This window comes from Nocardia nova NBRC 15556 (genome assembly GCF_001613005.1).
GTDB lineage: Bacteria > Actinomycetota > Actinomycetes > Mycobacteriales > Mycobacteriaceae > Nocardia > Nocardia nova.
Window position 1 is genome coordinate 89882 of record NZ_BDBN01000007.1, and the last position, 16230, is coordinate 106111.

General features: G+C 64.8%; 11 protein-coding genes. 6 read left to right on the plus strand and 5 right to left on the minus strand.

All coding sequences use genetic code 11. From position 1 onward, the window contains the following. Nucleotides 1-69: 69 nt before the first annotated feature. Nucleotides 70-765: an SGNH/GDSL hydrolase family protein gene (locus tag NN2_RS04445; RefSeq protein ID WP_063010627.1), complete on the plus strand. Its 696-nt coding sequence runs from the start codon at nucleotides 70-72 to the stop codon at nucleotides 763-765. A 192-nt stretch (nucleotides 766-957) separates the two neighbouring features. Further along, entirely contained in the window at nucleotides 958-1716 is a 759-nt protein-coding gene (locus NN2_RS36060) for a helix-turn-helix transcriptional regulator (protein ID WP_169812374.1), read from the plus strand. Here NN2_RS36060 and NN2_RS04455 read toward each other — a convergent pair. Then, entirely contained in the window at nucleotides 1710-2498 is a 789-nt protein-coding gene (locus NN2_RS04455; protein WP_063910671.1) for an alpha/beta fold hydrolase, read from the minus strand. The two genes, NN2_RS36060 and NN2_RS04455, sit on opposite strands and share 7 nt — an antisense overlap. A gap of 131 nt (nucleotides 2499-2629) precedes the next feature. After that, nucleotides 2630-2872, minus strand: coding sequence for a YkvA family protein (locus NN2_RS04460; protein WP_369689952.1), 243 nt, complete (start codon nucleotides 2870-2872; stop codon nucleotides 2630-2632). Between the two features lie 1105 nt (nucleotides 2873-3977). Here NN2_RS04460 and NN2_RS04465 point away from each other — a divergent pair. The 4 genes from NN2_RS04465 to mobF all read left to right on the plus strand — a co-directional run bounded on the left by NN2_RS04465 (nucleotide 3978) and on the right by mobF (nucleotide 10903). Continuing rightward, a complete protein-coding gene (locus NN2_RS04465; protein WP_156511207.1) occupies nucleotides 3978-4403 on the plus strand; it encodes a hypothetical protein in 426 nt (141 codons plus the stop codon). A 5-nt stretch (nucleotides 4404-4408) separates the two neighbouring features. Then, the gene (locus NN2_RS04470; RefSeq protein ID WP_063010635.1) at nucleotides 4409-5446 is read left to right on the plus strand and encodes a tyrosine-type recombinase/integrase; all 1038 of its coding nucleotides are present in this window, start codon (nucleotides 4409-4411) and stop codon (nucleotides 5444-5446) included. A 50-nt stretch (nucleotides 5447-5496) separates the two neighbouring features. Then, on the plus strand, nucleotides 5497-6291 hold the full coding sequence (locus NN2_RS04475) for a DUF2637 domain-containing protein (protein ID WP_063010637.1): 795 nt from the start codon (nucleotides 5497-5499) through the stop codon (nucleotides 6289-6291). Between the two features lie 475 nt (nucleotides 6292-6766). Then, nucleotides 6767-10903, plus strand: a complete 4137-nt coding sequence (gene mobF / locus NN2_RS38905; RefSeq protein ID WP_063010639.1) for a MobF family relaxase — start codon at nucleotides 6767-6769, stop codon at nucleotides 10901-10903. A gap of 384 nt (nucleotides 10904-11287) precedes the next feature. On the opposite strand, the gene NN2_RS04485 is transcribed toward mobF, so the two are convergent. The 3 genes from NN2_RS04485 to NN2_RS04495 are packed head-to-tail and all read right to left on the minus strand — an operon-like array spanning nucleotide 11288 to nucleotide 16118. Then, nucleotides 11288-15037 (minus strand): P-loop domain-containing protein, encoded by a 3750-nt coding sequence (locus NN2_RS04485; protein ID WP_063010642.1) that lies wholly within the window; start codon nucleotides 15035-15037, stop codon nucleotides 11288-11290. After that, nucleotides 15024-15512: a hypothetical protein gene (locus NN2_RS04490; RefSeq protein WP_063010643.1), complete on the minus strand. Its 489-nt coding sequence runs from the start codon at nucleotides 15510-15512 to the stop codon at nucleotides 15024-15026. Before NN2_RS04490 ends, NN2_RS04485 begins: the two co-directional genes overlap by 14 nt. 57 nt (nucleotides 15513-15569) lie before the next feature. Then, the gene (locus NN2_RS04495; RefSeq protein WP_063010645.1) at nucleotides 15570-16118 is read right to left on the minus strand and encodes a hypothetical protein; all 549 of its coding nucleotides are present in this window, start codon (nucleotides 16116-16118) and stop codon (nucleotides 15570-15572) included. Nucleotides 16119-16230: the final 112 nt, after the last annotated feature.

Sequence of the window (16230 nt, forward strand, 5' to 3'; positions counted from 1 at the left end):
CGATACTCCGAGTACTCAGCTACAGTTCATGAATATAAAAATTCGAAGCACAACCCCGCCACGAACACAATGAGCCGTCTCCTCAGCTCAGAATCCGCCTATACCGAAACAACCGATCCTCTCTGCCTCCCCATCGAACAATCCTCGGCCTTTTTGGCCGGTGCACCCTGGCGTCGCTTCGCAGTGATCGGCGACTCGCTTGCACTGGGAACCGGCGATTCCGTGGCGGGCTACCTGCCGATGACATGGGCCGACCGCGTGGTCACCGCACTCGAGCCGGTGGTCCCCCACCTTGCCTGTCTCAATACTGGGACAGAGGGCGCAACCAGCCGCGATGTGCGCGACCATCAACTGCAGACCGTCGCGGCGTTCGACCCTGATCTCGTCCACATCGTGTGCGGCGGAAACGACATGTGGAGTGAGCGCGTCGATTTCACGGAGGTCGAATGGAACCTCGGAATCATATTCGGGAAGTTTCGGTTGGCGGGCGCACAATTGCTAACCTTCGCCGTACACGATTGTGTCACCGAAAACGGCGATCGCAAGCTCCGGGCTCGCTTCCATCGCTATAACCAGATCCTTCGAAGGGTTGCCTCCCGCCAGGGAGCGTCCGTGATCGACTTGTGGCAGCACCCGCTACAGAGCCGGCCGAATTGGTTGAGCACGGATCGGATTCATCCGACGCACAGCAGTCAGGCGATTATCGCCGCCGAGGTCGTCCGCACATTACAACGGTTGATCGCCGCGGGCCCGCCGGTGAAATGAGGGCGTTCGACCGAGCTCTCCCCTCCGAAGTGGGCTCGGTCGGACGCCTCTGCTGCTATGCCACCAGCCCTGCGGACATCACGGCAATGCACAGCTCGCCCCTCGTTCATGTCACCCCCTGGCCAGTAGTACTACTCGGCAGTGGTACTACTGGGACAGCAAGCCAGACATGTGGACGGTACGGAGGGGCGCGTGAACGACCTGGAGCTTCCCAGCCTGGGCGGATTCCTGCGAGCCCTCCGCAAGCGGCCCACCGCAGCGGCGCCGACGGGGCTGACCCGACAGCAACTAGCCACTGCGGTACACACCAGCGTCGGTTACATCGCCAAGATCGAACAGGGCGACGCGGTGAGCCCAAGCACTGGCGTTCTGGACGCGCTCAGCGCCGCTCTAGAACTGGGAGCCGATGACCGCGTCCACCTGTATCGACTTGCGGGACACCAAATGCCGTCGCCGACCCACGATCCAACTACGAATCCCGCGCCGCAGAGAACCATCGACGCGCTCGCGCCACATCCGGTAGTGGTGGTGAACGATCTGTTCGACATCCTGGCATGGAACAGCGCGTTCGAGCCCGTCTTTCCTGGGGCGCGCGCCTCCGGAAACATCCTACGTTGGATATTCACCGATCCTTATGCGCGCCTTGTACTCGAGGAGTGGGAGCACGAAGCGGGCTCGGCTGCCGGCACTCTTCGACATTACGCGGCGCATCCGCGCGATCCCCGTGCACTACGGATCCTGGTGGAGGAATTGATCGAGCAGCCGGACTTTCGCCGGCTGTGGAGTTCTGGCCGGATCACCGTCCGCCGATCGGATCCCACTGTGCGCCTGCGGAACCCGTGTACCGGCGCTGTGCATTCTGTAATACTTCAGCAACTCCGGTCCGTCGACAGCGATCCCGCACCGCGGATATTGGTGGGCTTACTGACCGACGTCGCCGCGGCTCAGTAGATTTCGTCGAGGAAGCTGAGGAGTATCGCGTTCACTTCGTCTGGGTGGGTGATATTCGCGGCATGAGTAGCACCGGCGATGCTGTGCAGCGTCGCAGGGCCACCGAGTGCCTCGGCGAGCGCTGACATCTCCTCCTCGCTGAATGCCTGGTCGCTCACTCCGCGAATAAGGGTTGCCGGACATCCTATGCTGCCCAGCATTTCGGTGATCGTTTCACGGTTGATCAGACAATCGGCAGCGAGACGAAGCCGGGTTCGATCGGCGCTCAGCCACTTATCGAGCCACGGTTGCTGGTCGTCTCGCGTGCCGCCGATCATCACCGACGCCATCGTCCTGGCCAGGGGGCCCAGTGCAGTCGTTCCCATCCAGGTATCCATGACCTCGCGGTAGCCGGCCTGCTGTTTCGGAGTGTAAGCCTGAGCGGAAGTACCTATCAGGATCAACCCGTCGACTCTTCTGGGCTGCAACAAACTCATCCGCAGTGCCGTGAAGCCGCCCTGCGACATACCTCCAACAACGGCACGGTCCAGACCGAGTTCATCAAGCACGACCCACGCATCCCGCGCGAGATCCCAATAGCTGAACGGTGTTCCGTCGTCCTGAGTCAGGCCATGACCCCGCGCATCGATCGCTACGACTCGATACCTCGGAGCAAGAGCGGCGGCCTGCGCATCGAACATCTGCCGATCCAGAAAGAAGCCATGTCCGAGCAGCACAACCGGCTTCGCGCCGCCCGTGTCGCTGTAATGGATCTTCGTTCCTGCCGAGGTTACGTATGGCACAACAACAACGCCTTCCTCCCGCGAATCCGCACCCCAACCTAGCAGTAACACGTTCTAACGCGGTCAGCGTCGGTCGCCGCCCTCATCCAACGTGGACTGTGCACAGTATCCGCTCAAAGGGGCAATGATTTTCAGATGACCAACCAGGAACTGGCGACAGCCGCCATCGGACACGTCCCCATCAAGTCCCGGTGCGCCGGGCGAGTGCCTCGAATCCGTCGTCCGCGCCCGGGCCAGTGCGCACGGACTGTGGCGCTAACGGCGCGCCGGACGACGCTACGCAGCACTGCCGTGGTGATGATCGCATCGTCGGCGTAGCCGATGATCGGGATGAAGTCCGGTATCAGGTCCAGTGGTAAGGCGAGGTTGGCCAAGGCCAGCCACAGTCGGATCCGGACGCCGCGGGGCAGAGAGTTGTCGGCGGCGACCTGCGTATGTTGTGCCGCCAGTCATCACCGGTACGCTCGTTGACTCCGACCTCGCGAGCCGCGGCCGCCATCGACCATCCCGAAGCGCTCGGTTCGTCGAAACGCCGCTCGGCATCTGGTTTGCCTCGAACCATGCGTTCTGCACTGACCAGGCCGAGCACGACCAGCACTCGGCGGGCCGTCGAGTGCGTCCCCAACGACTCAGCGGCTTGTTTCACCACCATCCCGGCATCGACCAGCCCGAGCAGCTGCTTACCGAACTGGTCCAGATCCTCCGAAACGACACGGTCGCCGCAACCTCTCAATCGAGAGTGTTGCGATGACCGTTGGCGGCGTTTCGACTTGTCCCCGCAGGACAGGACCCAGAAGACCGCGACACCGGCGCGGCCGCAGTACCGGTTCGACCGGCCGCACGCCCATCTCAAGCACCGGGAGTAAATGCCGCAACTGCCGTACCATGGTTTGCATTTCGTTTAGTCTGGGCCTAAATTCCGAATCGCCTCGCCGGGATCCACATGCCCAAGTCTCGGCGGGGCTCAAGCACCGAATGCGCATAGTTGGCCACACGGAAGCAGTGATCCGTCGAGCAAAAACCCCCAGGTAAACCGCCAGCGGAGAGTTCGCCTACCAGGCTCGCCAGTACGAGCCGTCGTTCACGAGAAAAGACCGGGTGGGCCACCTGCTTGAGGAATCACCCGATCTCACTCAGCATGGAGAATTTCAGCGCAGCCCAATAAGACGACTAGACTTCAACCTATTGCAGCGGTATCACACGGTTAGCATTGAAACGGAAACGGGAATTATCTATATTAGATGTCATCGAACACATGGTTTAGGTAAATCTGCCGCAGCGAGGAATACGAGTCCCCCCTCGCGCACGATTTCGTGTCACTGGTGACACATTCGGCGTCCGCGTGTGTGAGCGCACTCAACCACGCGAAGGACGACCAGTGACAACAGTCTGTGACCTGATCACTTCGGTAGCACGAATGCGATATTTGCGTGCGTTCGTGCGACCCTCATCGCCCCGCGGCGTGCGGGGGTGGCGCGCGTGATCGCACCGGTGATCCCACCGCAGACGCCCTTGCAGCAACTGATCCACGGCGCCCACACGCTCCCGGCGCTCCCTGCTCCCGCGCCGGATGCCGACCTCGTCGCCGGAATGTCCACGCTCGGGCGAGGCGGGCGGATCGTGGATCGCAAGGTCTTCGCCGCGCTCGGATGGGACACCCGCGACCGGCTGGCTCTGCGCCGCGCCGAGCACGGAATCCTCGTCGCCTCCGCCGACCCCGAGGGCCCGATCCTGATGCGCGACGGGACCATTCATATCCCCCTACGGCAACGGCGCCGGGTGCAGCTGGTCATCGGCGACCGCGTCCTCCTTCTCGGCAGACGCACCGGCGGGCGATTGGCGATCGTCGCGCCCGCCGCGATGGAGACGTTGTTCGCTCCCGGCCTGGCACTGCTGGAGCGCTGACACCGATGACCACCAACACACCACCCGCGGCATCGGCGGAGGCGGTCGCGGCCGCGCGAGTCCTGCTGGCGCAGATGGGGATCAGCCCCGCCGATCTCGTCGGCACCACCGCGCTGGTGCCGACCTTCGCCGAGGTGGTCCCGCAGGTGCGGGCCACGCTGCACCCCGGCACGATGCGCACCTACGACGCGCATCTGCGGCGGCTGGAAACACAATGGGCGACACGGCGCCTGGACGAGCCGACCCAAGCCGACCTCGAGCACATGGCCCGAGCCGTCCAACAGCGCGCCCGCGCCAACCGCGCCTCACGCGGCGGAGGCAGCGCGGTCGAGCATTTCGTCAGCGCGGTGCGCTGCGTGTACCGCTACGCCGAGAGCACAGGCTGGATCCGCCCCAGCGACAACCCGGCCCGCAAGGTCGCCAAGCCCACACGAAAACCCTCGCAGCGCTACGCGATTCCGTCGGGGCAGCTGGCCGAGATCTGCGCGGTGGCCGCCGAGACCGGCAACGACGGGGAACTGGACTCACTGATCCTGCGCCTGCACATCGAGACCGCGTGCCGGCGCAGCGGCGCATTAGCTCTGCGACCGCACGACCTCGACGCCGACCAATGCCTGGTGTGGCTGCGAGAGAAAGACGGCCCCGACCGCTGGCAACCGGTCTCCCCCACCCTCATGCACCACCTGCGCGCGCACGCCGTCGCTCGCAACGCGCCAGTGTCGGGGCAGCTGCTGCGCTACCGCACCGGCCAACCCATCACCTCGCGGCGCTACGACCACATCTGGGCGCGCATCGGCGAAGAACTGCCGTGGGTGGCCGTGCAGGGCGTGACCATGCACTGGCTTCGGCACACGACCCTGACATGGGTGGAGCGCACCTTCGGCTACGCCGTGGCCCGCGCTTACGCCGGTCACCACGGCAAGACCGCTGGCACGACGGCCACCTACGTCAAAGCCAACCTGCTCGAAGTCTCCGCCGCCCTCGCCGTACTCACCGGCGAGCCCCACCCGTTGGCCACGGCCGAAGGACCCACGGCCACATGAACACTGCCGCGTGCACACCGGATCCCCGCTCGCCGCAAGGACCACACCACATGCCCGCCCCCGGCACCGTCGTGCGCACGCCCACCTCGCCGAGCGGTCCGGACCGTGCGCACGGTCACGACCGTGCGCACGCCTTCTTCTGGTGCGTGCTCGTCGCATCGGCGACGGTGAGCGTGACCGGCAACGCCGTGCACGCCGTTCTTCACGCCTCTGCTCCGTCGATCGCCGGTGCGGTCGCGGTCGTGCCGCCGATCGCGTTGCTGACCGCTGTGCACGGTGTCACCGTGCTGCAGCGAAAGCAGGTGCGCAGCACCGCCGCTCACCGGCTCGCGGTCGTGCTGACCGTCCTCATCGCGGCCGGAGCGTTCTGGCTGTCGTTCACCGCGTTGCGCTCCCTCGCCGAACTGGCCGGCATCCCGCACAATCAGGCATGGCTGTGGCCGCTGATCATCGAAGGCTCGATGACCCAAGCCACCGTCGCCCTCATCTCGATCACACAACCACCCCACGACACCAGCACCACCACAGAAGCCACAGCGTCCACCGGGCCGACGACAGTTCTTGACACATTGCCGGAATCGTCGGGCACCCCGGTCGACGAGGACGCCGTGCGCACGACGGACGGGACCATTGCGGGCACAACTTCATGGAGCGAAATCGCGGCGGTCATCTGCGCACGCGACCCGTCCCGCCGCCGAGACCCAGACGACGTCGCACACATCCTGGCGTTGCACTACGCCGAAGGACTCACAGCCACCGAGATCGCCGAGCGAACCCATCGCAGCCGATCGACCGTCAGCAGAATCCTCACCCGAGCCCAGGCGATCGACTCATCCACGCCATGATCTTCGATCCGCGACAAACAAACCCGCCGACAGTGAATACAGGACGCCGTTGTCGATGCGCCGTCGTCGTGGGGCCGGGTAAGAGAGGCCAGACAACGCCGAGCCTGGCGCTACGGCGCGCGACACTCGACGCGACGACCAACGCCCGCGCTTATCCACGCCTCGACGCCGGGCCGCTTGCGGCAACGAGAGGCCCGTGGCAATTCATCCGCAATCCCCACCATCACTCTCCCCATCACCCCCTTCACCACATCATCACACCCCCATACATTCACACCCACATTCCACTCACACACATAACCCCCAACCTCCCTCTCCCTCATAACCCCTCACCCCATAATCCACACACCACACGCAGACCTCCTGCACTCCGGCTGAGAGTTTCCTTACGACGTGGCGAAACGGCGAGAATTGATACAAACTACCTCCCTTCCAGCCCTCGCGATCCGAATGTCGTTGGGTGTCTGATGGATACGTGACAGCGACGCTGCACAAGATCCTCGCCGGCACCAGCTACCTGTACTACCAGCGCCAGGTAGCCGCCGCCGATGCCACCGACCTCGGCACATCCAGCCTCGCCGACTACTACTCCACCCGCGGCGAAGCACCCGGAACCTGGCGCGGCACCGCCCTTACCGCCCTCGACATCTCACCCGGCGAACAGGTCACCGAAGACCAGATGCGATGCCTGTTCGGGGACGGCCGACACCCCAACGCCACCGCCATCGAATACCAGATCCTCACCGAAGCGATCGAAAAGGGCGCCAAACCCAAAGACGCTCTCCATGCGGCCAGACAAGCCAGCCGCCTCGGCAAAGCCTTCCCGGCCCGCCACGGCGACAACACCTTCCGCACCCGCTGCGCCCAGGCCTACCGGCAACACAACCTCGCCCACGGACTCGACGCCAACGCCGCCATCGACGAAGACACCCGCGCCCGCATCCGGACCGACATCGCGACAGCGATGTTCGTCGACAACTACGACCGCGTACCCCTCGACGATCGCGAACTGTCCGGGTTCGTCGCCCGCATCTCCCGCCCCCAATCGGCAGCGGTCGCCGGGTTCGACATCACCTTCTCCCCCGTCAAAAGCGTCTCCACACTGTGGGCCATCGCCCCCAAACCCATCGCCGACGCCATCCAGGCCGCCCACGATGCCGCGGTCGATGACGCCATCTCGTGGCTGGAAGACAACGCCACCTACACCCGTTTGGGTACCCGCGGTGTGCGGCAAGTCGACGTCGAAGGCCTCATCGCCGCACGCTTCACCCACCGCGAATCACGCTCCGGCGACCCCGACCTGCACACCCACATGCTCATCGCCAACCGAGTACGCACCCTCGACGGCAAATGGCGGACTCTTGATGCCACCCACATCTATCGGAACCTGGTGGTCGTCAGCGAGATCTACAACACCCGCCTTGAGCACCACCTCGAAACCAGCCTCGGCATCCAATTCACCGAACGACCCGCACCCACCCCGAACAAGCGACCCATCCGCGAAATCGTCGGCATCCCAATCGAGTTGATCCGCCACTGGTCACGCCGCGACGCCGCCATCACCCACCGGCTCGGCTCCCTCGCGGTGTCGTTTCAACAGCAGCTCGGGCGCGAACCGACCCCTAAAGAACTATTCGCCCTCGCCGAGCGCGCCACCCTCGAAACCCGCCCCGCCAAACACCTCTCGCGCTCCTACGCTCAGCAACGCCACGACTGGCACCACGACGCAGCAACACTTCTCGGCGGCACGAATGCGGTCGAGGACACCGTCTCCTCGGTGCTCAAGCGCCCCGAATACTCTCGTCCGACGATCGATGAGGCGTGGATTTCCTGCACCGCAGACCACGTCGTCGACGTCGTTTCCGGCCAGCGTTCGGTGTGGCAACACCACCACATTCGCGCGGAAGCCGAACGCCAAGCGCGCGGTTGTATCCATCCGAAGCAGTGGCCGAACGTGGTGGACACCGTAGTCCGCGAAGCACTATCGCCCACACGATCGCTCGCCCGCGGCGACCCGGACATCACCGCCGAACCCGTTCTCCAGCATCCACCGACAATCTTTCAGCGTCGCGACGGAACCAGTGTCTACACCGTTCCCGGCAGCCAGACCTACACCTCCGCGCGCCGCCTCGGCACCGAACAACGCCTCCTCGACCTCTCCATACAACCCGGCGCACGCACCCTCCCCGCCGATGTGGTCGCCTCGGCCATCGACTCCTACAACATCAATCCCGCCAATCGCGGCAAGCCGTTGAATCCCGGGCAGGTCGCAGTCGTCACCGAATTCGCGTCCTCACCCCTGCGCATCGCGGTCGCGAACGCGCCCGCCGGCACCGGCAAAACAACCGCCATGCGCGTGCTCGTCAACGCCTGGCACGCCTCCGGCGGCACGGTTCTCGGCCTCGCCCCCACCGCCGCCGCAGCCGCGGTACTCGCCGAAAACACCGGCGTCCGGGTCGAAACCGTCGACCGGGTTCTGCACATTCTCGACCGGCACACCCTTGCCCGGCAGACGCTGGCCGACTCTCCATATCCGCCGCAGTTGCCGGAATGGCTGCAGGAGATCGACGCCCGCACGTTGGTCGTCGTCGACGAGCACGTCAAACTCGGCGACGACAAACGACTACGCCTGTTCGAATTCCTCACCACCCGCGACGCCACCATCCGCTGCCTCGGCGACACCGCACAACTACCCTCCATCGAACCCTGTGGCACCGCCACAGACCTCACCGCCAGCAACTCGGTCACCATGACCGACGTGGTCCGCTTCGCCGACCCCCACGAAGCCGCCGCCAGCCTCGCCCTGCGCGAGGGCGACCCCACCGGTCTGGGCTACTACCTCGACCACCAGCGCATCCACTCCGGCACCCCGGCCGCCATCGCGGACAAGACTTATATGGCATGGTTCGCCGACCGCCACGCCGGACGAGACACCCTCATGCTCGCCCCCACCCACGACCTCGTCACCGAACTCAACACCCGCGCCCGCACCGACCGCCTCACCCGCACCCTCGCACCGGACGGACCGGAAGTCGTTGTCGCTGAGGGGCAGTGCGCATCGGTCGGGGACATCATCTGCACCCGACGCAACAATCCGCGCCTGGGTCTCGGCGACAGCGACTGGGTGCGCAACGGCTACCGATGGACGATCACCGCCGTCCACCCTGACGGCGGTCTCACCGCCACACACCTGCGCACCGGTCGACAACCCGGCGCCACGGCCCATTTGCCCGCCGATTATGTCGCCGAACATGTGCGGCTCGGCTACGCGATGACCATCGACTCCGCCCAAGGCATGACCGTCGACACCTGCCACGTCGCGCTCACCGGCAACGAATCCCGCAACCAGCTCTACGTCGCCATGACCCGCGGCATCCACACCAACCACGCCTACATCCCCACCACCACCGACGGCAACGAACACTCTCACTGGACCGAACCCGCCATCCTTCCCCGCACCAGCACCGAGACCCTGCAACGCATCCTCGCCCGCGACGCCACCCACACCAGCGCCCACGCCGACCTCCGCGACCCCCTCAATCCCCACAGACGGCTCGGCCGCGCCATCGACACCTACCACGACGCCATCGGCCTGGCCGTCGAAAACACCCTCGGCCAAGACGCTCTCGACCGCCTCGATCGAGCCGCCGAAAAGCTGCTGCCGGGCCTCACCGACGCGCCCGCCTACCCAGTCCTGCGCCAGCATCTCACCACCCTCGCCATCACCGGACACAACCCGGTCCGCGCCCTCCAACAGGCCGCCAGCGAACGAGAACTGTGCACCGCCCATGACGCTGCCGCTGTCCTCGACTGGCGCCTCGACACCACCGGCATCCACTCCATCGGCACTGGGCCACTGCCCTGGTCCCGTGCAATCCCTGCCGAGCTCCCCGACGACGAGGCAACTCAACAGCTCCACGCTCGGAGCCGAGTTATCACCACACTTGCTGCTCAAATCAATGTGGATGCCCAGGTGTGGACACCTGTGACGGCACCCCAATGGGCGCGGCCACTGCTCGAAAACCGCGATCTCACAGCACAACTCGCGATGTGGCGAGCCGCCCATCACGTCCCCGACACCGACCTCCGCCCCACCGGGCCCCGCCGCTACCCGTCAGCAGAACGCCACCACCAACAGCATCTCGACACCCGCATCGTCGACACCCTCGGCGACCTGCACACCGCCACCCACACCTGGTCCGCGCTCGCCAAACGCATCGACACCCGGCTCACCACCGACCCCTGGTGGCCCGTCCTCGCCCAGCACCTCGACACCGCCGCCCACGCCGGCCACGACATCGAAACCCTCCTCACCACCGCCGCCAACCAACGCCCGCTGCCCGACGACATGCCCGCCGCCGCGCTCTGGTACCGGCTCAACCTCCCGTCACACAGCCCCACTACTAACGATGCGCAGCTCTCAGTCGGCAGCGGACCCGACAACGGCGACCTGTCCGCAGGATCCGCCATCGACGCGGCAGTGAACTCCGCCCTGCCATACGACACCGTCGACCTCGACTACGGAACCGCGCTCAACGGTGACGATCGAGGCCATGAGTCCTCACTGGTCGCCGAGTCGGCTCCTCTGCCAACCACCGACCTCGGCCTGTAGCGCGCGCTCCCTCGCACATTTCGGCATCGGCATGTTGCCTTGCCTCGACCTCAGACAGGATCCAACTGACCGCAGGATCAACGCCGTAGACGCTGCGGCCGCGCACGACCGCACGCTAATGCCGATTCGCCCCGGTCATAGGATAAAACACGTTGGCGCGTCCAATGCGATCGGCAAGGTCGAATAGAGAGCGCTCTGGAGAAGAACCGGCCAACGAGCCGGCAGGATTAGAAACCGTCCGAGATTTTTCAAGTCCGCAATGCGGTCGCAACTGTCTGCACGCTGGGCAGACGCGAGTAAGCAGTCTGCGGAGAGAACGTGTTCCGGATTGCGCGGGTCCGTGGTGCCATGCAGGCCTTTGCGTGGATCGCTTTGTCGACCAGCTTAGTACGGCGGACTAGCGCGCTCTCGCGCCTCGGTAATTAGATCGGACACAAGAGACTTCAGGACAGATTGATCAACAACTGGCAATGCCGTTATTGGGTGCTGCCATCCGGACATCGACCAGGCAAGAGCGAGGCGGCGCTTGTTTGATCGCCTCACCCCGTCACCTCCATCATCCCTACCCGCCGTCTGCGCGACACTGATCAGCGCTTTAGCCTGCAGATAGGAATTGGTGATGGTGAGGGCGATGATCTCGGCCCGGTCGGGGCAGATAGTCGCCACCGTTTGAGCGGCTCTTCTGAGTGTTTTATCTCGCACGTCCTGGTTGGTGATAGTGCGGGCGAGGGCCTCGGCCTGGTCGATAAGTCGAGCAGCGCGGCCGACGTCGGTAGCAGCAACGGCATGGGCAATTTTAATAAGCGCTCCGGCTTGCCTGCTCTGGTTCGTGATAGTGCAGGCGATGGTCTGCGCGCGTTCCGGGGCGGCGTCAGCCAATACTTTGGCTATCTCGGTGAGCACTTCGGCCCGCCGGTCGAGGTTGGTAAGGGTACGGGCGATCACCACGGCGTGGTCTATGAGTCGGGCGGCTCGATCGGGTTCGGAGTCGACCACGACCTCGGCGATTTTGGTGAGCGCTTCGGCTCTCCGGTGCTGGTTGGTGATGGTATAGGCGATGGTCTCGGCTCGGTCAGGGTCTGTTCCAGCGACGACCTCGGCGATTCGTGCGAGCGCCTCGGCCCGCCGATTCGTCTTAGTGATGGTGTAGGCGATGGTCTCGGCTCGGTCAGGGTCTGTTCCAGCGACGACCTCGGCGATTCCTGCGAGCGCCTCGGCCCGCCGGAGCGGGTCCGTGACGGCGTTGGCTAGGGTTTCGGCGCGGTCGGGTTCAGCCCTGGCTACCGTGCGGGCGATTTTGGTGAGCGCTTCGGCTCTCCGGTGCTGGTTAGTGATGGTCTGGGCGATGGCCTCGGCTCGGTCGGGGTCTGTGCTAGCGACCACGTGGACGATTCCGGTGAGGGCCTCGGCTACCTGGCGTGGATTGGTGATGGTGCGGGCGAGGGTCTGGGCGCGGTCGATGAGTCGGGTCGCTCGGTCGGCATCAGTACGCGCCACGGCGGCGGCGATCCTGGTGAGCGCTACGGTCTGCCTGATTGGGTTGGCGATGGTGTAGGCGAGGGCCTCGGCACGGTCAGGGTCACAGCTAGCCACGACCTCGACGATCCGGACAAGCGACTCGGCCTGCCGATCCGTGTCGGTGATGGCGCGAGCGAGGGTCTCGGCGCGGTCGATGAGTCGGGTCGCTCGGTCGGCATCAGTACGCGCCACAGCGGCGGCGATCCTGGTGAGCGCTACGGTCTGCCTGATTGGGTTGGCGATGGTGTAGGCGAGGGCCTCGGCACGGTCAGGGTCACAGCTAGCCACGACCTCGACGATCCGGACAAGCGCTACAGCCCGCAGGTCCGGCTTGGTGATGGCGCGGGCAACGGTCTCGCCGCGGTCGGGGTCTGCAACGGCAACGACCGCGGCAATCGGGGGGAGCGTTTCGGCCTGCCGATCTGTGTTGGTAATGGTGTGCGCAAGGGTCTCAGCGCGGTCGATAAGCTGGATGGCTCGGTCGGGATCGATGTTCGCTACTGCCTGGGCGATTCTAGTGAGCGCCACAGTGCGTTGGTACAGCTTAGTGATTGTGTGGGCGATGGTCTCCGCACGTTCGAGGTCGGTGCACGCCACCGTCTGAGCGACCCTGGTGAGCGCCGCCGCTTGCCGTTCCGGGTCAGTGATGGTGCGGGCGATAGCCTCGGCACGGTCAGGGCCGGTGAGGGCCGCCACCTCGGCGATCCGGGTAAAAGTATCGGCCTTCACACGCAGGTTAGAGATGGTGTGGGCGATGGTCTCGGCGCGGTCGATGAGCCGAGCGGCTCGGTCGGCCTCGGTAGCAGCTACCGCCTTGCTGATGCTGGCGAGCGTTTCGGCCTGGAGGCGCGGGTTGATGATGGTGCGGGCGATGGTCTCGGCGAGATCGATGAGCCGAGCCGCGCTCGCGACGTCGGAACCAGCTACAACTTCGGCGATTCTGATCAGCGCTACGGTCCGCTGGTATGGGTCGGTGATGGTCCGGGCGAGGTTCTCCGCACGTTCCAGATTGGTCGCGGCTAAAACCTCGGCGATGCTAGTGAGTTTCTCGGCCTGGGTGTTTGGGTTGGTGATGGTGCGGGCGATGGTCTCGGCAAGGTCGATAAGCCGAGCCGCGCTCGCGACGTCGGAACCAGCCACAACTTCGGCGATCCTAGCGAGTGCTTCTGCCTGACGGCTGGGTGACGGGAGGCAATGGGCGAGGGCTTCCGCGCGATCGCCTTGACCAAGAAATGCCAACACCGTTAGTAATTCGAGAGGGACGTTGTTGTTGCGGTTATGGATGCTGTCGCGGTGGCGGGCCAGACGTGCGGTGCTCAGCAGGTCAGGGGTTTGTTGGTCACAGATGCGTTGTTGAATAGTCCGAATCTCAGCGAGCGCAGTCTCGTCGCCTCCGGTGTGCGCGCGCATCCGGTCGTGTCGGGTGGTGTCGAGCGCCGAAGCAATCATCAACGGCAAGTCGTGGTGTTTGTCCAGAACCGGGAAATACCGACGCAACAGGAAATCCGGTGTACAGGCAGGCCAGCCGAGGTCACGATACCGGTCGGCCCATGAACGCAGCCGGTCCAGGCATCCACCGATGTAGGCGGTACCGAGTTGCTCCTCCGCTGCGCGTTGCAGGGTCTCGTGAGCCAGCACATACACCGGATCCGCTGCAGCATCGGAACCACGCTGAGTTCGGCCGGTGGCGCGCAAGCTGCGCCCGGCTACCGCATGCAGCGGCTCCTGGATTTGGAACGGCGCCATGCCGGTGAGGTCGGTGAGCTCGGAAGCGGTCAGACCATTGGCGGTGGTGATCATCGCGAGCAGATCACGGTGCTCGTCTGGTCCAAGCAGCAGCGCACTCAGCTCGGCAACGGCCCTTGTCCGGATATCGGCAGCGAACGGCGACGAGGTCAGCAGGTACGGCGCGGTGTGTGCCAGGGCATGGCCGTGCGGGATCGGCAGGGTGGGACCGTGGCGGCTGGCGACCACGATCCGCAGGTTCGGATCCGGGCGTGCCGGCAGCAAGGTCACGATCGGTGGTTTGCCAGTGTCCTCGTCCAATCCGTCCACCACCAGCACCAACTGGCGCCCCGCTGCGGCTTCACGGTGGGCGGCGAGGGTGAGCAGTTCATTGCGCAACCCGTCACGGTTGCTAGTGGCAGCTGCGATCAAGGCGCGATGATCCGGCAACAGCATCGCCAGTTGATCCAAGATCGCGGCGGTGAACGCATCGTGATTGTTCTGATCGGCGAGGCGGTCAGTGATGAAAAACCCGACCACCGTTACCCGCGGCGGCGGGAAGAGCATGAACGACGACAGCAACGCCGACTTTCCCGCCCACGGCTCGGCCTTGATCCACATATACGGCCGTTCACCACCGCAGAACCTGGCGATTTCCTCAAGCTCCCGCTCCCGGTCCCGCAATCCGTCTATCGGGGCGAGAAACTCACGAACCTGCGACAGATACAACGATTTGCCGGTGAGCAGTCCTGCATTGGGCACCACACCAATTTGGAAATTGTTTACAGTGTTCCGGATCGACAGATCACGGCCAGCTTTAACGCGGTCGAGGTCGTAGACCGGCGCACCGCGCCAGCGCTCCTGCTCGCCACGGATGTCAGGCACCGCCATGGCCAGTGTCGATGTCCTCGAAGGACATGTCGCCACCAGAACGCACCCTGCGCGCCCTGACTCCCGCACCCGACCCACGCACACCCTTGACCCGCAGCGCCTTTCCTGCCCTCACGTTCTGCAGATCCACCCCGACCAGCGGCTCCTGAGCAGCTCCAGGGACGGACTGCCCACGCTGCAACCACAACGACGCAGCGAACACACCCCCAGTCAGCGCTGCGACAGCCACCCACGTCCACACCGAATGGTCACCTCCGGTCGCATAGTTCACCGCGACCGCCAGAGCTGTAGTCATCACAGCCGTCACCGCGGTAGGTGCCACCACGCGCGACAATGTCTGCCTTGATGCCACACCGACCTCCCACCAGAAACCAGCCGACACCAGATCCTCCCAGACCCACGTCCGAAAAACCAGGCAACACCACCCGGCCACCCAACCGGCGTAGTCGATTTCGAGCGTTGCAAAATACGACATCCGCTCATGCCGCGTGGCGCGCGGCAGGTCAAAAGGACCATTTCTAATGCGCAGTCATCACGTAGCGGCGACCAGCGCGCTGACTCCACTCCATGACGGCGGCCTGGTCGAGGCATGGTACCGCCAGCACTGCCGCCCGTCCGGCGTGGCGGTGGCCGAATCGAATGCGCCACTTGCGATTCCGCCGACAACCCGCTGCTGGCGGGCTACTGGGCCGAGGAGTTGGCCGCGACCGGCACGGTACCGGAGTTGACGCAGCGCCAAGCGATGCAGCTCAGTCAGCAACGTCAGCACATCACGGCTGGACATTCGTTCCAGACGGAACTCTTCAATCACGAGGTCCGCGAACAGATTCACGAACTCCGTGGTCGAGATATCGGCGAGGTCGAGTTGCTTCTTGCTCAAGTGAGCGACGACCAGCTCCGACAAATCCCGGTCGAACAACTCGTACACCTGGGACAGTTCGACCCGATCGAACCGGTCCTGCATCCAGGAGGCGGCAGCGGCGGGCGTCAGGTTGTCGGGTTCGACCGGGCTGGACAGTTCTGCGCACGCGTCCAGCTCACCCCCTGGCGGGGTGCGGGATTCGGGGACCGCGAGTCGCATGACGCCATGTCAACCTGACGAATTCGCCGGGGTGGTGGTAATACTCGGTACGCTTCCGATTCGTCCCGCACGAGCTACAGGGTCGAGGCCGGCGCCCCGATGTGGGCGCCGG